General features: G+C 69.7%; 23 protein-coding genes and 1 tRNA gene. 17 read left to right on the top strand and 7 right to left on the bottom strand.

Annotated features, from left to right (window positions below; all coding sequences use genetic code 11):
- The coding region (locus EQG76_RS14470; RefSeq protein WP_159714676.1) for a DUF763 domain-containing protein at nt 1-624 on the top strand (624 nt) is incomplete at its 5' end.
- A 143-nt stretch (nt 625-767) separates the two neighbouring features.
- Here EQG76_RS14470 and EQG76_RS14465 read toward each other — a convergent pair.
- Nucleotides 768-842 (bottom strand) — tRNA-Gly (locus tag EQG76_RS14465).
- A gap of 169 nt (nt 843-1,011) precedes the next feature.
- Between EQG76_RS14465 and trxA the strand changes: the two genes are divergently transcribed.
- The 14 genes from trxA to EQG76_RS14395 all read left to right on the top strand — a co-directional run bounded on the left by trxA (nt 1,012) and on the right by EQG76_RS14395 (nt 11,031).
- Entirely contained in the window at nt 1,012-1,950 is a 939-nt protein-coding gene (gene trxA, locus EQG76_RS14460; protein WP_159714674.1) for a thioredoxin, read from the top strand.
- Complete coding sequence (locus tag EQG76_RS14455) at nt 1,950-2,600, top strand: LON peptidase substrate-binding domain-containing protein (protein ID WP_159714672.1); 651 nt, start codon at nt 1,950-1,952, stop codon at nt 2,598-2,600. Before trxA ends, EQG76_RS14455 begins: the two co-directional genes overlap by 1 nt.
- Before the next feature lie 19 nt (nt 2,601-2,619).
- Entirely contained in the window at nt 2,620-2,868 is a 249-nt protein-coding gene (locus tag EQG76_RS14450) for a Trm112 family protein (protein WP_159714670.1), read from the top strand.
- The gene (locus tag EQG76_RS14445) at nt 2,865-3,221 is read left to right on the top strand and encodes a gamma-butyrobetaine hydroxylase-like domain-containing protein (protein WP_159714667.1); all 357 of its coding nucleotides are present in this window, start codon (nt 2,865-2,867) and stop codon (nt 3,219-3,221) included. The genes EQG76_RS14450 and EQG76_RS14445 overlap by 4 nt, the downstream gene beginning before the upstream one ends.
- Nucleotides 3,222-3,235: 14 nt before the next feature.
- Nucleotides 3,236-4,432: an MFS transporter gene (locus EQG76_RS14440; protein ID WP_159714664.1), complete on the top strand. Its 1,197-nt coding sequence runs from the start codon at nt 3,236-3,238 to the stop codon at nt 4,430-4,432.
- The gene (locus tag EQG76_RS14435) at nt 4,432-5,244 is read left to right on the top strand and encodes a glutathione S-transferase family protein (RefSeq protein ID WP_159714661.1); all 813 of its coding nucleotides are present in this window, start codon (nt 4,432-4,434) and stop codon (nt 5,242-5,244) included. Before EQG76_RS14440 ends, EQG76_RS14435 begins: the two co-directional genes overlap by 1 nt.
- Before the next feature lie 12 nt (nt 5,245-5,256).
- Nucleotides 5,257-6,006, top strand: coding sequence for a gamma-glutamyl-gamma-aminobutyrate hydrolase family protein (locus tag EQG76_RS14430; RefSeq protein WP_159714658.1), 750 nt, complete (start codon nt 5,257-5,259; stop codon nt 6,004-6,006).
- Entirely contained in the window at nt 6,003-6,770 is a 768-nt protein-coding gene (locus EQG76_RS14425) for a pseudouridine synthase (RefSeq protein ID WP_159714655.1), read from the top strand. The genes EQG76_RS14430 and EQG76_RS14425 overlap by 4 nt, the downstream gene beginning before the upstream one ends.
- Nucleotides 6,767-7,321 carry a 16S rRNA (guanine(966)-N(2))-methyltransferase RsmD gene (gene rsmD / locus EQG76_RS14420; protein ID WP_159714652.1) on the top strand — a complete coding sequence of 185 codons (555 nt, stop codon included), beginning with the start codon at nt 6,767-6,769 and terminating at the stop codon, nt 7,319-7,321. The genes EQG76_RS14425 and rsmD overlap by 4 nt, the downstream gene beginning before the upstream one ends.
- Nucleotides 7,318-8,304, top strand: coding sequence for a M23 family metallopeptidase (locus tag EQG76_RS14415; RefSeq protein WP_159714649.1), 987 nt, complete (start codon nt 7,318-7,320; stop codon nt 8,302-8,304). Before rsmD ends, EQG76_RS14415 begins: the two co-directional genes overlap by 4 nt.
- A 60-nt stretch (nt 8,305-8,364) precedes the next feature.
- Entirely contained in the window at nt 8,365-8,871 is a 507-nt protein-coding gene (locus tag EQG76_RS14410; protein ID WP_200840823.1) for a hypothetical protein, read from the top strand.
- 75 nt (nt 8,872-8,946) lie between these two features.
- Nucleotides 8,947-9,495 (top strand): 2,4'-dihydroxyacetophenone dioxygenase family protein, encoded by a 549-nt coding sequence (locus tag EQG76_RS14405; protein WP_159714646.1) that lies wholly within the window; start codon nt 8,947-8,949, stop codon nt 9,493-9,495.
- The gene (locus EQG76_RS14400; RefSeq protein WP_159714643.1) at nt 9,473-10,228 is read left to right on the top strand and encodes an SDR family NAD(P)-dependent oxidoreductase; all 756 of its coding nucleotides are present in this window, start codon (nt 9,473-9,475) and stop codon (nt 10,226-10,228) included. The genes EQG76_RS14405 and EQG76_RS14400 overlap by 23 nt, the downstream gene beginning before the upstream one ends.
- A complete protein-coding gene (locus tag EQG76_RS14395) occupies nt 10,228-11,031 on the top strand; it encodes an IclR family transcriptional regulator (protein ID WP_159714640.1) in 804 nt (267 codons plus the stop codon). Before EQG76_RS14400 ends, EQG76_RS14395 begins: the two co-directional genes overlap by 1 nt.
- A 58-nt stretch (nt 11,032-11,089) precedes the next feature.
- Here the strand turns inward: EQG76_RS14395 and EQG76_RS14390 are convergent, their stop codons facing one another.
- The 6 genes from EQG76_RS14390 to EQG76_RS14365 all read right to left on the bottom strand — a co-directional run bounded on the left by EQG76_RS14390 (nt 11,090) and on the right by EQG76_RS14365 (nt 14,738).
- On the bottom strand, nt 11,090-11,425 hold the full coding sequence (locus EQG76_RS14390) for a tRNA-binding protein (protein WP_159714637.1): 336 nt from the start codon (nt 11,423-11,425) through the stop codon (nt 11,090-11,092).
- Nucleotides 11,426-11,510: 85 nt separating this feature from the next.
- On the bottom strand, nt 11,511-12,131 hold the full coding sequence (locus EQG76_RS14385; protein WP_159714634.1) for a phasin family protein: 621 nt from the start codon (nt 12,129-12,131) through the stop codon (nt 11,511-11,513).
- Nucleotides 12,132-12,328: 197 nt separating this feature from the next.
- Entirely contained in the window at nt 12,329-12,964 is a 636-nt protein-coding gene (locus tag EQG76_RS14380; RefSeq protein WP_159714631.1) for a TetR/AcrR family transcriptional regulator, read from the bottom strand.
- Nucleotides 12,965-12,992: 28 nt separating this feature from the next.
- The gene (gene proC / locus EQG76_RS14375) at nt 12,993-13,820 is read right to left on the bottom strand and encodes a pyrroline-5-carboxylate reductase (RefSeq protein ID WP_255476529.1); all 828 of its coding nucleotides are present in this window, start codon (nt 13,818-13,820) and stop codon (nt 12,993-12,995) included.
- Complete coding sequence (locus tag EQG76_RS32235) at nt 13,817-14,320, bottom strand: type III secretion system chaperone family protein (RefSeq protein WP_159714625.1); 504 nt, start codon at nt 14,318-14,320, stop codon at nt 13,817-13,819. Before EQG76_RS32235 ends, proC begins: the two co-directional genes overlap by 4 nt.
- A 142-nt stretch (nt 14,321-14,462) precedes the next feature.
- Nucleotides 14,463-14,738 carry an accessory factor UbiK family protein gene (locus tag EQG76_RS14365; protein ID WP_159714622.1) on the bottom strand — a complete coding sequence of 92 codons (276 nt, stop codon included), beginning with the start codon at nt 14,736-14,738 and terminating at the stop codon, nt 14,463-14,465.
- Nucleotides 14,739-14,895: 157 nt separating this feature from the next.
- Here EQG76_RS14365 and lgt point away from each other — a divergent pair, with 157 nt between their 5' ends.
- Nucleotides 14,896-15,705: a prolipoprotein diacylglyceryl transferase gene (lgt, locus tag EQG76_RS14360; protein ID WP_331463773.1), complete on the top strand. Its 810-nt coding sequence runs from the start codon at nt 14,896-14,898 to the stop codon at nt 15,703-15,705.
- Nucleotides 15,702-16,164: SAM-dependent methyltransferase (locus EQG76_RS32230; protein ID WP_235031370.1), on the top strand; the 463-nt coding region annotated here is incomplete at its 3' end. The genes lgt and EQG76_RS32230, both read left to right, overlap by 4 nt.

Raw genomic sequence — 16,164 nt, 5'->3', positions numbered from 1 at the left:
CGGCACCAGATCGGGCTGCTCCAGGAACTGGGACCGGAGCGCATCGCCCGCGAGGCCACCATGCTCCAGAGCCGGCCCGCCCGTCCGGCACCGCCGCCAGAGGCGCCGACCCTGCCCCATCTGGTCATGCCGGAGCACCATGACGTGCGGCCAAAAGACGTGCTGATCCGCCGCCTGCATGGCGCGCTCGCCGCCGCGGCCGACCGGAGCCCGGTGGACTTCGCCGATCTGCTGCTGGTTCCGGGCGTGGGTGCCCGCACCGTGGCGGCCCTGGCCATGGTCGCGGAAGTCGTGCATGGCGCGCCCTGCCGCTTTGCCGACCCCGCCCGCTTCTCGCTGACCCATGGCGGCAAGGACCGCCACCCCTACCCCGTGCCCACCCGGGTGTACGACCAGACCATCACGGTCATGAAGGATGCGGTGGCCCGGGCCAGGCTCGGCAATGACGAGCGGCTGGAGGCACTGGCCCGGCTGGACCGCCAGGCCCAGGCGCTGGAGCGGAGCGCCACCGGCCCCTCCCTGCCGGCGTTCACGGCCGGCGAGCGCCAGCGCTCACATGCGCTGGGCGGCCGCAGCGTGTTTGGCTGGGAGCCGGACCCGAAGTCGGCCGCATCCGGCGGCTGAAATCACCGTCAGCAGCGGCACGACATGATGCGACCGGCCGGCAATGCCAGCCCGCAACAACGACAGATGAGGAAAGCAGCCACCAAGCAGCCAGCTCAGCTTTCGCCGCGTCACACATGCCAATGGTGGTCTCGGAGAGATGATGGAGCGGGCGAAGGGATTCGAACCCTCGACCCCAACCTTGGCAAGGTTGTGCTCTACCCCTGAGCTACGCCCGCGTCCTTGGGTGGCGCGGTGATTAGACGGAAAATCCGGGGCCTGCAAGCCCTTCTTCGCACCGATTGCGGAACCCTTGTATCACCTCCTGGACGCGGCCATCTTCCAGGAGCGCGGCACGGGCATGGCCCGTAGCCCCTGGCTTTTTGGTCCCTTCCCTGGTGAGGCGTCATGGCGTTGTTCGGCACCGGTACGGCTCCGGCACCCGCACAATCAAGCGGCGACGACTGGATCGTCGAAGGCAGCATCGCGACCTTCGCCAAGGACGTCATCCAGTCGCCCGTGCCGGTCCTGGTCGACTTCTGGGCAACCTGGTGCGGCCCGTGCAAGCAGCTGACGCCCACGCTCGAGAAGGTGGTCCGCGCTGGCCGCGGTAAGGTCCGGCTGGTCAAGATCGACATCGACAAGAATCCGGAGCTGGCCCAGCAGTTCCGCATCCAGTCGGTGCCTACCGTCTATGCCTTCGTCGGCGGCCAGCCGGTCACCGGCTTCCAGGGTGCCCAGCCGGAGAGCCAGATCAAGGCGCTGGTCGACCAGCTCCTGAAGATGGCCGGCGGTGCCGCCGGTGGTGCCGGCGGCGAGGACGAGGTGCAGGCGGCACTCGCCGAGGCCAAGTCCATGGCCGAGGCGGGCGACGTGCAGGGTGCCGCTGCCCTCTACAGCCAGATCCTCCAGCTCGAGCCGGAAAATGCCACGGCACTGGGCGGCCTCGCCCGCAGCATGGTGACGCTCGGCGACTTCGCCAGTGCCGAGGAGGTGCTGGGCCAGGTGCCGGTCGCGCTCGCCAACAATGCCGAGATCACCGGGGCCAAGGCCGCCCTGGCGCTGGCCAAGGAATCGGGCGAGCTCGGCGATCCGGTGGCCCTGGCCGCCAGGGTCGAGGCCGATCCCAATGACCATGACGCGCGCTGCAAGCTGGCGACGCTGATGTTCCTGCGCGGCCAGGTCGAGCAGGCGATCGACCAGCTCCTGACCGTGATCCGCCGCGACCGCGCCTGGGAGGACGAACGTGCGCGCAAGCAGCTCGTGAAGTTCTTCGACGTGCTGGGCCTGCAGCATCCCGCCACGCTCAAGGGCCGCCGTCAGCTGAGCTCGGTGCTGTTCTCCTGATGGCGCTGTCGGTCGAGAGCCTGCCGGTCCACTTCCCGGTGTTCCCGCTCACCGGCGCCCTCCTGCTGCCGGGCGGCAACCTGCCGCTCAACATCTTCGAGCCGCGCTATCTCGCGATGGTCCGCGACGCCATGCAGACCCACAAGATCATCGGCATGGTCCAGCCCCGGCCGGACCAGGAGCGCGAGCCGACGCCGCAGATCTACGGGATCGGCTGTGCTGGGCGGATCACCCATTTCGAGGAAACCGACGACGGCCGCTTCCTGATCGCGCTCACCGGCGTTTGCCGGTTCGACGTGGTCGAGGAGCTGGACTGCGGCACGCCGTACCGGCAGGTGCGTGCCGACTTCAACCGGTGGATGGGCGACCTGGAGCCGGTCGAGCCTTCGGGAGCCCTGCGCACGGCACTGCTGGAGGCACTCCGGCAGTTCCTGGACGCCCACGAGCTGTCCGCCGAATGGTCCGGCATCGAGCAGGCGCCGATGTCCGGGCTGGTTACCTCGCTCGCGATGATCTGCCCGTTCGAGCCGTCGGAGAAGCAGGCCCTGCTGGAAGCGCCCGACCTCAACCGGCAGACCGAGATCCTGACCGCACTCATGCAGATGGACGCGCGCACCACGCCTGGCGGCGCGCCCACCCAGATGCACTGACCAAGAAGGCCCGCTTCCGATGCCCGTGGCCCCAGTACCCCCGCCCCAGCCGGCCGCAGCGCCGGTCGATCCGCAGCTCCTGGCTATCCTGGTCTGCCCGCTCACCAAGTCGCCGCTGCGCTACGACCGTGCCGCCGGCGAGCTGATCAGCGACAAGGCCGGCCTGGCCTTCCCTATCCGCGACGGCATCCCGATCATGCTGGTCGACGAGGCCCGGCGGATCGAGGACGATCCGCACCCGCCGGTCCCGGCCGAGCTGCGGCCATGAGCTCTGGCCCTTGGCCGGTCGAGATCCGCGTCACCCCAGGCGCGCGGGCGATCGAGGTCGATTTCGACGATGGGCGGAGCTTCCTGCTGCCGGCCGAGTATCTGCGGGTGGAGAGCCCGTCGGCGGAAGTGCAGGGCCATGGCCCCAGCCAGAAGGTGATCGTGCCGGGCAAGCGTGAGGTGACGATCACCGGGGTCGACCCGGTCGGCAACTACGCGGTCCGGCTGGTATTCTCCGACGGCCACACCACCGGGATCTATGCCTGGCCGGCGCTCTACCGCCTGGGCGTGGAGCAGGACCGACTCTGGCCGGCCTATCTGGAAGCCTTGGCCGCCCGCGGCCTGTCGCGCTGATCCGTTCCGGCGAAGTGAGCGCCGCGCTCGACCCGCGGCTGGCCCGGGCGGTCCTGTGGCAGACCTTCCTGGTCCAGGTGCTGGCGGCCCTCGCCATCTTCGCTGTCCCGGTACTGGCGACCGAGATCGCGGCCGATCTCGGCCTGGAGCCGGTGGTGGCCGGCCTCTACACCGCGACCCTGTTCACCGGCGCCATTCTGGGGTCGGGCCTAGCCGGTCGGGTCACCCGGCAGGTCGGCGCCTTTGCCGGCAGCCTGGGCTCGATCCTGCTGATCGCCGCCGGCATCGCCCTGCTGGCCTCCGCCCAGTTCTGGCTGCTCCCACCCGCCGTGCTGCTGGCGGGCTTCGGCTATGGCTTGGTCAATCCCACTGCGTCCGCCCTGCTGGTCCGGGTGACGCGTCCTGAGCGGCGAGGCTGGGTGTTCTCGGTCAAGCAGACCGGGGTGCCAATCGGCACGGCGCTGGGCGGCTTCCTGGCCCCGCCTCTCGCCCACGCGTTCGGCTGGCAGGCGACCCTGCTGGGCATCGCCGCGGCGGGGCTGCTGCTGGTCGTCCCGTTCGCAGGCGAGGCCCTGCGCAGCCTCAAGGCGGAACGATCCGCGGGCCAGCGCCAGGCGGGCGGCGTCCAGCTCCTGCGCCGGCACCGCCCGCTCCTGGTGCTGGCCATGGGCTCCTTCGCGCTGGCCGCCCTGCAGCTCTGCCTGTCGACCTTCCTCACCGCCCATCTGGTGCTGAACGGCAGCCTGTCCCTGGTCCAGGCGGGCCAGGTGTTCGCCTGCTCGCAGATCGGTGGTGCCGTGGCCAGGCCGCTCTGGGGCAGGCTCGCCGACCGGACCGGCCGGGCCGGCTGGACGCTCTGCCTGATCGGCGTGCTGGGCTCGATCATGGGCCTCCTGACAGCCCTGCTCACGCCCGGCTGGCCGTTGTTCGCCATGATCCTCCTATCGACCGGGTTCGGCGCCACGTCACTGGCCTGGAACGGCGTGTTCTTCGCCGAGATCGTCCGGATCGTCCGGCCCGACGACGCGGCCGCCGCCACCGGCGGCGCCCAGCTCTTCACCTATAGCGGCATCGTGACGGGCCCGCTCCTGTTCGCCCTGGTGGCCTCGCTTGCCGGCGGGTTCGGCCCCGCCTACGCTGCGCTCGCCGCCGTGGCCCTGCCGGGTGCGGTCGCGATCGGCGCGATGGTGGGATCTGGCAGGCGCGGGTGATGGCGGACGAGGCCGTGGCGGAGGATCAGCCGGAAGCTGTGGTGCGCACACCGGCGGCACTCCACTCGCCGCTGGTCCTGGTCCAGTTCCCGCCGGTCTGGGGGCGCAACTTCAGCCCGTTCACCCTCAAGCTCGAGACCTGGCTGCGCCTGGCCCGCGTCCCCTACACGGTGCGCTACCAGCGCAACCCCGGCTTCTCGCCCAAGGGCAAGCTGCCCTATGTCATCGAGAACAGCCGGCGGATCGGCGACAGCGGCCTGATCATCGAGCACCTGAAGCGCAGCCGGCTGATCGATCCGGACGCGTGGCTGGATGCGCGCCAGCTGGCCGAGAGCCTGGCCCTGCAGCGCCTGTTCGAGGAGCACCTCTACGGCATCCTGGTCTACGCCCGCTGGATCGACCCGGACGGCTGGGCGGCGATGCGCCAGGTGATCCGGGGCCTGTTCCCGCCGCCGGTCCACTGGCTGGCGGGACCATTGCTGCGCCGCCGGATCCGCCGGGACCTGCACCGCCAGGGCATCGGCCGGCATTCGCAGCGCGAGATCTACGCCATGGCGCGCGAGGACCTGGCCGCCGCCTCGATCATGCTGGGCACCAAGCGCTTCTTCATGGGCGAGCAGACCACGACCATCGACGCGGTGGCCTATGGCTTTCTCGCCAACATCCTGCTGGTCCCGCTGGACACGGAGCTGCGCCGGATCACCGAGGACTTCCCGAACCTGCGCCGGTTCTGCGAGCGGATCGACCAGGGCCTGGAGCGCGCCTCCTTGCGGGACGAGGCCGATGCGGCGCATATCCCGGCCGGTGCCTGATCGGGATTTTAAATGACCGCTGCTTCGCGCCGCCCGCTGATCGGGCTGACCCTGGATGCCGAGCCCGCCGGCGGCTGGTCCAAGCTGCCCTGGTACGCGCTGCGCCAGAACTATCTCTCCGCCGTGACCGAAGCCGGGGGCCTGCCCGTGGCCCTGCCGCACGAGCCGGAGCTCGCGGAACACTACGCCCAGACCCTGGACGGGCTGGTGGTCACCGGCGGTGCCTTCGACGTCGACCCCGCCCTCTATGGCGCGGGATCGACCCACGCCACCGTGACCACCAAGGACCGGCGCACCCGCTTCGAGTGGGCGATCACCGAGGCGGCGCTCGCCCGTGACCTGCCGGTGCTGGGCATCTGCGGCGGCCAGCAGCTCCTCAACGTCGTGCTCGGCGGCACGCTGATCCAGCACATCCCCGACGCGGTGCCAGACGCGCTCGCCCACGAGCAGCCGAACCCGCGCACCGAGTCCGGCCACCCGGTCGAGGTGCTGCCCGACAGCCTCCTGCACCGGATCACCGGTACCACCACGCTGCCGGTCAACAGCGCCCACCATCAGGCGGTCGAGCAGCCAGCACCCGGCCTCCTGGTCAGCGGCTGGGCGCCGGACGGGGTGGTCGAGGCGATCGAGGATCCGGAACGGCGCTTCCTCCTGGGCGTGCAGTGGCATCCGGAATACGCCATCTCGCCGGGCGACGGCCTGATCTTCCGCAGCTTCGTTGAGGCTGCTCGGGAGCGGCAGGCGCGGGACGAGCCGCGATGAGCGAGGTGCCGGCGGGCGAGCGCATCGCCAAGCGGATCGCACGGGCCGGGGTCTGCTCGCGGCGGGATGCCGAGCGGCTGATCGCCGAGGGCAAGGTCGCGGTGAACGGCAAGATCCTGTCCTCGCCGGCCCTCAATGTCGGGCCGGACGACTGGATCGTGGTGAACGGCCAGCCTCTGCCAGCCGCGGAGCCCACCCGGCTGTTCCGCTTCCACAAGCCGCGCGGCGTGCTCACCAGCGCGCGCGACCCCGAGGGCCGGCCGACCATCTACGACCGCCTGCCGCCAGGCCTGCCGCGTCTCGTCCCGGTCGGCCGGCTGGACATCGGCTCGGAGGGCCTGCTCCTGCTCACCAATGACGGCGAGCTCAAGCGCAAGCTGGAGTTGCCGTCCACCGGCTGGACTCGGCGCTACCGTGCCCGCGTCCACCGGCTGCCCGAGCCCGACCAGCTCGCCCGGCTACTCGCCGGGATCACGATCGATGGCATCACCTATGGGCCGATCCAGGTTACGATCGACCGGGAACAGGGCGACAACACCTGGATCATGGTGTCCCTGAAGGAAGGCAAGAACCGGGAGGTGCGCCGGGTGATGGAGCATATCGGCCATCCGGTCAGCCGGCTGATCCGGGTGGCGTACGGACCGTTCCAGTTGGGCCAGTTGCCGCGCGGCGAGGTCGAGGAGGTCAACCCGCGCGTGGTGCGCGAGCAGCTGGGCGGCGGTGCGCCGAAGCCAGTGCGCCGTGACCGGACGAGGCGGGCATGAGGATCATCGCCGGCCGGCATCGCGGCCGCCGCCTGGAGGAGTTTCCCGGCGACGCGGTCCGCCCGACCTCGGACCGGGCACGCGAGGCCCTGTTCAGCATGCTGAACTCGCGCCAGGCCCTGCTCGATGCCACCGTGCTCGACCTGTTCTGCGGCACCGGCGCGCTCGGGCTGGAGGCGCTGTCGCGCGGTGCCGCGCACGTCACCTTCGTGGACCAGGATCCCGAGGCACTGGCGATCACCAAGCGCAACGTCCGGGCCTGCAAGGAGACCGGGCGCAGCCGGATCCTGCGTGCCAATGCCGCGAAGCTGGGAGCGGCCGACCAGCCCTACCGCCTGGTGCTGCTCGACCCGCCTTATGGCAAGGATCTCGTGGTGCCGACCGTCCACGCGCTGATGGCGGGCGGCTGGCTGGATACGGGCGTGCTGATCGTGGCGGAGATCGGGCGCAAGGAGGACCCGCCGGAGCTGGAGGGCTTCCACGTGGACGACGTGCGCCGCTACGGCGCCGCCAAGTTCGTGTTCTACGAGCTGGGCGCGGCACCGGCATGAGGCGGCCGGCCTTTCTGGCGGCCCTGCTGCCGCTGACCCTGGGCCTGCCTGCCGCGGCGCTGGAGCTCGACCTGCCGATCGCCTGCACACCTGGCACGGACTGCTGGATCGTCCACTATGTCGACCATGACCCGGGTCCGGGCGTGGCGGACAGTTTTTGCGGCCCGATGAGCTATGACGGCCATGACGGCATCGACTTCGCCGTGCGCGACGGTGCCGCCATGCGGGCCGGGGTCGAGGTACTGGCCGCGGCGGACGGCGTGGTGGCGCGGGTGCGCGACGGGGTGCGCGACGTCGCGGTCGAGCAGGGCGGCAAGGAGCAGGTCGCCGACATCAACTGCGGCAACGGCATGGTCGTGGTGCACCCGGATGGCTGGGAGACCCAGTACTGCCACCTGCGCCAGGGCAGCGTCGCCGTCCGGCCGGGCGACACCGTGCAGGCTGGCCAGAAGCTGGGCCTAGTCGGCCTGTCCGGCATGACCAGCTTCCCCCACCTCCACCTGAGCGTGCGCAAGGACGGCCAGAAGCTCGACCCGTTCCACGCCGCCCTGCCCGAGGAGGCCTGCACGGTGACGGGCACCACGCTCTGGAGTGCGGATGCCACCGAACGTATCGGCGCCTACCAACCGCTGGCGCTCAGCGTCCTGGGCATCGCCGACGGCCCGATCACCAGCGAGGCGGTCTGGGACGGCCGGGCGGAGACCGCCCTGCTCACGGCGGACTCGCCGGCCATCGTGGCGTTCCTGGGCGGCTATTCGCTGCGCCGGGGCGACCGGATCACCATTACCCTGACCGACCCGGGCGGCGGAGAGGTCGTCCGTCACGAGCAGGATCAGGCGCGCGATCAGGCCCGCACCATGATCTTCGCCGGCCGCAAGCGCCCGCCCGAGGGCTGGCCCGCCGGCAGCTGGACCGCCCGCGCCGAGGTAGTCCGCGACGGGCAGCCCTATCGCCTGGAACGGCGCTTCGCGGTCGCACCGTAGACCGGTCTGAAGAACGGCGCGCCAGCCGGAACGTGCGGGGCCATGCGATGTTCGGTCGTCATGGCCACTTCCCCGACCTTCCATGGCACCCGGTCGGCACTGGTCCGGGACGTAATCCTGTTCATCGCCCTGCTCGCGACGGCGCTGGCCCTGGGCGCTGCCCTGGCTCATGCGCTGGAGCTGCCCAACAAGATCGGCCTGCCGCGCGACGAGTATTTCATCGTCCAGCAGGCCTACCGGGGCTGGGACCGGCTGGGCTACCTGCTGGCCGTCCAGCTCCTCGCGATGATCCTGGCAGCACTGCTCTCGCGGCACGAACCGCGTGTCGCCACGCTCGCCATCGTCGCGATCGCCAGCCTGCTGGCCGCCCAGGCGGTCTTCTGGATCTATACCTACCCCGCCAATGTCGCGACGGAAAACTGGACCAGGATGCCGGACGACTGGGAGCACCTGCGCCGCGAGTGGGAATACTCGCATGTGGCCGGCGCGGGCTTCCAGCTCCTGGCGATGTGCGCCCTGCTGGTGGCGGCGCTCGTCCGCCGGCCACCGCCGGGCGGGGCGGCTTGACAGCCTGACCTGCGGTGCGGACACTCACAGTGTGGACGGTATGTCCATACTGTAGACAACACGGAAGAAGCTTCCATGTCGGACGCCACCGCTCCAGGCGCAGGCCTCGATCCCGAAACCATCCGCCGGATGCCCTACCAGAAGCCGCAGCCGAGCGAGATCCTGCCCGATTTGGTCGTGCCCAACGCGATCCCGGACGATGAGCGGATCTGGGTGCCGCAGGCCGAGAATGTATGGTTCCGCCCGCTCTGCCTGAACAGGTCGTCAGGCTACTGGATGAACCTCCTGCGTGTGCGCAAGTCCGGCATCCTCAGCCGCCACCGCCATCCCAACCCGGTCCATGCCTTCGTGCTGAAGGGCAGCTGGCGCTACCTGGAGCATGACTGGGTCGCGACCGAGGGCTCCTACGCCTTCGAGCCGCCCGGCGAGACCCACACGCTGGTGGTCGACGAGGACGTCGAGGAGATGATCACCTTGTTCCAGGTGAACGGCTGCATGTACTACGTCGATCCCTGGGGCAACAATGTCGGCTTCGAGGACGTGTTCACCAAGATCGACATGTGCCGCAAGCACTACAAGGAAGTCGGCCTGGGCGAAGACTATGTCGACCGCTTCATCCGCTGAGGCGGACCGGCGCGCCGGCTATGACCTGACCGGGCTCGCCGCCGTGGTCACCGGCGGCTCGCGCGGCATCGGCCAAGCCATCGCCTTTGGCCTGCGTGCCGCCGGCGCCCGCGTCCTGGTCTGGGATCGGGACCCGCCGGATGCGGCCGATCCCGACACGCTCGCCGTCGACGTCACCGACCCGCCCTCGATCGAGCGAGCGCTGGCCACCACCCTGGAGCGCTGCGGCCGCCTCGACATCCTGGTGAACAATGCCGGCTATGCCGGACCGACCGTGCCGGTCGAGGAATATCCGCAGGAAGCGTGGCGGCGGATCGTCGACATCAACCTGACCGGCACCTTCCTGGTCTGCCAGGCGGCGGTGCCGGCACTGCGGGCGAACGGTTGGGGCCGGATCGTCAACATTGCCTCGCTAGCCGGCAAGGAAGGCACGCCCAATGCCAGCGCCTACAGCGCCGCCAAGGCCGGGGTGCTCGCGCTCACCAAGTCGCTCGGCAAGGAGCTGGCCGGCAGCGGCGTGCTGGTGAACGCCGTGGCACCCGCCGCGGTCCGCACCGCGATCCTGGAGCAGATGAGCCCGGCGCATGTGCAGACCATGATCGACAAGTCGCCGCTGCGCCGCTTGGGCGAGCCGGAGGAGGTGGCGGAGCTGGTGCTTTGGCTGTGCTCGGCCAGCTGCAGCTTCAATACCGGAGCGGTGTTCGACCTGTCCGGCGGCCGCGCGACCTACTGATGGAAGCGGCCGACCCGTCGCAGGTGGCAGCCGGCGGGGTGCCCGGCACCGCCGCCTTCGGCAAGTTCATGCGCGTGCTCCAGGCGATCGCCGACGCGCCGGGTGAGCACGGCGTGGCGGCGCTGGCCCGGCTGACCGGCCTGCCCCGGCCCACCGTGCACCGGATCGTGGCGGCGCTGGAAGCGGAAGGCATGGTCGCGCAGGTGATGGGTTCCGGCCGCTATGCGCTCGGCACCCGGCTGATGGCACTTGCCTGGCAGAGCTGGGACCGGCTCGACCTGCGCCGCCTGGCCCGGCCGCATCTCCAGGCGTTGCGGGACCAGTTCGACGAGACGGTGCATCTCGCCGTGCCGGCGGGCGACGCCATGGTCTATGTCGACAAGCTGGAATCGCGGCAGGTGGTGCGGATGACCTCGCGGATCGGCACGCAAGTGGCCCTGCACTCGAGCTCGGTCGGCAAGGCTTGGCTGGCCGCCCTGCCGGAGGCCGAGGCGACAGCGCTAGTGGAGCGTCTCACCTTGTCCGCCCGCACGGCCCACACGATCCAGGACCGGGCGCGGCTCCTGGAGGAGGTCGGCCGTACCCGGGCCTCCGGGATCGCCATCGACCGGCAGGAGAACGAGCTGGACATCTGCTGCTATGGCCAAGCCATCCCTGGTCCCGAGCAGCGGCCGCTCGGCTGTGTCAGCGTCAGCATGCCGCGCTACCGGTTCGAGGCGGCCCCGGCGGCGCCAATCGAGGCGGCCCTGCGCGGTTGCGTGGCGGCGATCGCGGCCGAGGCGGGCACGGTGCGGCTGCCTTGAACCGTCAGCGGTGCTGGCTGCCGGCATCGGTATGCCGCGCCCGGCTTTCCATGACTGTTCAGTAAAGCCGGCCGCCATTCGGGACCGGCCGCTCGACCGCGGCCAGCACCACCCGCCCCTCCGCGTCCGGAAAGCCCAACACCAGAACCTCGGAAACCACTTTCGCGATCTGCCGCAGCGGGAAGTTGACCACGGCCGCCACCTGCCGGCCGACCAGCTCGTCGACGCTGTAAAGGTCGACCAGCTGGGCCGAGCTGGTCCTGGTGCCGATCTCCTCGCCGAAGTCGATCAGGAGCTTGTAGGCGGGCTTGCGCGCCGCGGCGTTGGGCTCGCAGCGCAGGATGGTGCCGACCCGGATGTCGACCTTGAGGAAGTCGTCGAAGCTGATCGTCACGCCGCTGCCTTCCGCACGATAAAAGAAAGGCGGCGTCCGGTAACCGGCCGCCGCCTCGAGAGCGTTCGATAGGAAGGAAACGGAATCAAGCGGACTTTTCGTAGACCGCCTTAATCTCTTCGATCTGCTCCAGCGCCCGCTCGTTCAGGAGCTGGAAAGCCTCGGAGTGCGACCTGGTGACGACGTTGCCCAGGTCCCGGGCCTCGGCGATGATCTTCTCGAAGGCCTGCTTCGAGGCATCCACCTGCTTCTCGATGCCGATCCGGCTGTCCTTCTCGGCCAGCAGGTTCTGCAGGAGGGTGGTGGCCTCGGTGATGGTCTGCTGGAACAGGGCGAGCTGCCGCTGGAACACGGTCTGCGCGCCGTCAACCATCGCCGCCTGCGCCTTGAGGAAGGCGCCCACATTCTTCTGGTGCTGGGCCAGCACCAGGTCGAACCGCGGCATGGCCGAGCCGAACGCCTGGTCCATGCCGAACTTGCCCGCGTCGAACTTGCTCGGATCGAACCGGACCGGGTCGAAGCCGAAGCCCTTGGGATCGAAGCCCAGCCGCTGCGCGAACTCGGTCTGCGCCTTGATCAGCTGGTCGAACATGTCCGCCATCGGATTGGCCGCCTTGGGCACCGCACCTGCCGCCGCGTCAGCCGAAGCGCTGCCTGCCTTGATTGCTTCGTCAGCCACTGCCTTGGCCTGGTCGGCTCTTGCCACGGCGGTGTCCGTTCCTGCCGCAGTCACTGCGGTCTTATCGCCGATGGCAGGCTTGATGGTCTTCGGAGCACTTGGTTCGGCCATGACATCACCTTCCGCCAGAAGCTTCGTGCCGGTCAACTCGACGACGGCTCATCTCGCAGTGCGATAGAGCTGCGTCAAGTTGATTGTGCGCCGCAACAACGATGGTCCGATGGTCAGGCTGCCGCGACATCGGGAGCCGCTGCCCGCCGCCTGGGCATGAACCGGCACAGTCGCCGCGCCCCTTCCTCCAGCCGTGCCAGCCCCTTGTCCAGCTCGGCCAGCAGGCGAGCCTGCTCCGGATCATCGTCCTGTAGCCAAATCCGGACCAGGCGCAGGTAGAGCAGGCTCACCGCGTTGTGCGCGAGGAGCAAGCCCGGGCCGCGGATGCCGGCGGCATCGATGATCTTGCCAACCGCGCGGGTCATGTTGCCGAGGCTTACCCCCGCCACCGCCAGATCGCCGCGGCTCTCCCTCGCCAGCCGGACGAGCACGTCCCGGTAGGGCTTCATCACGTCGAAGCGCCGCATGATCAGCTCGAACAGCCGCTCGCGCACGCTCATGTCGTCCAGGTCGATGGCCGCCAGTTCCAGCATGCGCTGGTCCAGGCGCCGGCCCAGCCGGTCCAGGACCGCCGCCCGGCTGGGAAACTGCCTGTACACCTCGCCCAGCGGCACGCCCAGCTCGCGGGCGAGCTCCACCAAGCTGAACGAGCGCCACCCCGAGGTGGCGATCATGCCGAGTGCCGTATCGAGCGGGTCGCGCAGCGTGACCGGCTCCGCCTCCGGCGTGTTCCTGGGTTTCCTGGCCATGTCCACTCCTTCCCGACCGGGAGGGCGGTCAGCCCAGCTCCATCGAGCGCCTGGCCGCCGCCGCGATCGCCTTGTCGAACAGATCCTGCATGCCACCCTCGGCCATCAGGACCGCCAGGGCTTCCTGGGTGGTCCCGTTCGGGCTGGTGACATTCTGGCGAAGCTGCGCCGCCGGCTCGGGCGCCAGCCGGGCGAGCTCGCCGCTTCCTGAAACAGTGGTACGCGCCAGCCGCATTGCCAGATCTGCCGGCAGGCCCAATTTCGCACCGGAAGCGGCCAGCGTCTCGATCAGCAGGAACACATAGGCCGGCCCGCCGCCCGACATGGCGGTCACGACGTGCATCAGCGCCTCGTCCGTGATCCAGTCGACCGTGCCGACCGCGCAGAGCATCTGCTCGGCGAGCTGGCGCTGCGCCTGGCTGACATTGCCGTTGGCGATCAGCACGCTCGCACCCCGGCCGACCGCCGCGGGCGTATTAGGCATGGCGCGCACCACCGGCGTCGCCGCGCCGAAATAGGCTTCATACGCCGCGATGGTCTTGCCGGCCGCGACCGACAGGACCAGGGCGCCCTTGCCGACCAGGGGGCGGAACGAGGGCGCCGCGGCATCCATCATCTGCGGCTTGACCGCCAGCACCACCACGTCCGGCTGGAGGTCGGCCGGCAGTTCCTCGGCCTTGAACACCCAGGTCACCCCGCGCGGCACGCCCGCCGTGGGCCCGGGCTCGACCACGAAGGCGTTGGCGGGGGCCAGCCCCGCCGCGAGCCAGCCATGCAGCATGGCCGAGCCCATCTTGCCACAGCCCACCAGCAGCACCCTGGCCTCGGCCAGGGCGTTCTGCCGCTCGCTGCTCAAGCCTCGCCCTCCGTTTCCAGCAGCGCCGCCATCATCGCCTCGGCGGGCTTCTTGCCGCCCCAGACGACGAACTGGAAGGCGGGGAAGAACCGCTCGCACTCGCCGACCGAGATGTCGATCACGTCCTCGATCACCTCCAGCGAGGGCAAGGCACTTTCGCGTACCAGCATGCCGTGGCGGAACACCGGCAGATCCTCGTCCGACCACAGGTCGAAATGGCCCAGCCACAGCTTCTCGTTGGCGAGTGCGAGGAGCTGGCGGATCTGCTCGCGCTTCTTGGCCGGAACCTTGAGGTCGAGTGCCGTGGTGAAGTGCAGGATCCACAGGTCCGGGTTCCAGGTGACCATCACCTGGTAGCGGCACCACGACCCCGCGACCTCGACGGTCAGCTCGTCGTCGTCCTTGCGGACGCAGTTCCACTCGCGCAGCTGGGCGAGATGTTCGATCATTTCCAGTGGATTGGACGCAAGGTCGTCGTCTTCGGCCACTTCGGAGCGCATGATCGTCAATGGCTTCTCCTGACGATGGGGCCTTCCTGTGACGAGGACGGCCCGTGAAAAATCTGGGCGGCGGGCGCGCTCAGTCCCAGCATGCCCCAAGCGTTGCAGCGCAGCAACGCACAGAAGGTCGTCTTTTCGCGCCTCAGTCGATTTCGGCCGCAGACGACTCCAGTTTTGCCACACGTTCCTCCAGCGCCGCGATACGTTCCATCAGCATATCCTGCTCCTCGCGGGCCTTTTGCGCCATCGCGCGGATCGCTGCGACCTCATCAGCGGTCGGCAGGTCCATGTCCGCCAGCATCCGCTCCACGCGCTCCTTGACGCGGGTCTCGATCTCCTCCTTGACCGCTCCGAACGTGCTCACCGCACCGCTCGCCACCTTGGCCAAGTCATCGAACAACCGGCTCGTGGTCTGCATGCCAACCTCCATCAGCGACGGTGCCATCCAAAGGGCTATATGGGACTTCCCCTAACAGGCGCAAAGCCTACCCTCTCTCACGGTTGCGCGGCCGTGGCTTGAACGGGCCCGCCCGAGCAGCCATGACCGAACCGAACCCGCCCTGCCGGAACGAACCTTGCCGCCCCTGTTCGCCATCCCCTTCCCGCCGATCGACCCCGTGATCGTCCAGATCGGCCCGTTCGCGCTGCGCTGGTACGCGCTGGCCTATGTCGGCGGCCTGCTGCTCGGCTGGTTCCTGACCAAGCGGCTGGTGACCCGGCCCGGCTGGCGGATCACGCCCGAGGACGTGGACGACCTCCTGTTCTACATCACGCTCGGCGTGATCCTGGGCGGCCGGCTCGGCTACGTGCTGTTCTACAACCTGCCGACCTACCTGGAGCACCCCGCCCAGATCCTGATGGTCTGGCAGGGCGGCATGTCCTTCCATGGCGGGCTGATCGGCGTGCTGGTGGCGATGGCGCTGTTCGCCCGCTCGCGCCGCGTGCCCTTCCTGGACGTGGCGGACGCGATCGCCGCGGTGACCCCTCTGGGCCTCCTGTTCGGCCGGATCGCCAACTTCATCAATGGCGAGCTCTATGGCCGGGTCACCGACCTGCCGTTCGGCGTGATCTTCCCCCATGGCGGGCCGGAGCCGCGCCACGCCAGCCAGCTCTACGAGGCCCTCCTCGAGGGCCTGGTCCTGCTGGTGATCGTGCAATGGCTGGCACGCCGCCCACGCCGGCTGGAGGAGCGCGGCGTGATCGGCGGGACCTTCCTGCTCGGCTACGGCATCGCCCGCTTCGTGGTCGAGTTCGCCCGCGAGCCTGACGCACAGCTGGGCTACCTCCTGGGCGGGCTGACCATGGGCCAGCTCCTGTCGGTCCCGGTGGCGCTCGCCGGGCTCTGGCTGGTGCTGCGCACCCGGCGGGTGGCCAGTCCGGCATGAGCGAGCCGCTGCTCCAGCTCATGCGCCGCAGGATCGAGGCCGAAGGCCCGATCCGGCTGGACGAGTGGTGGCAGGCCTGCCTCTACCATCCGGGGCACGGCTATTATGCGACCCGGGTGCCGATCGGCGCTGACTTCGTCACCGCCCCGGAGATCTCCCAGGTATTCGGCGAGCTGGTGGGCCTGGCCCTGGTGCAGTGCTGGCTGGACCAGGGGGGACCGAGGCCGGCACGGCTTGCCGAGATCGGGCCCGGCAAGGGCACCCTCATGGCCGATGCCTGGCGGGCATTGGCGGTGGTGCCGGAGGCGCGGGACGCGCTGGCGCCGGTTGCCCTGGTGGAGATCAGCGCGGCCCTGCGCAGCTTCCAGGCCAACCGCCTGCGCGGCCTGCCGGTCGAATGGCACGATGCGCTAGAACAGGTGCCGGCGGACCGCCCACTCTACCTGATTGCCAACGAGC

Origin of the sequence: Geminicoccus flavidas, assembly GCF_009806515.1 — a bacterium.
In the GTDB taxonomy this organism is placed as follows: domain Bacteria; phylum Pseudomonadota; class Alphaproteobacteria; order Geminicoccales; family Geminicoccaceae; genus Geminicoccus; species Geminicoccus flavidus.
This window is presented reverse-complemented; position numbering and strand designations above follow the sequence as displayed.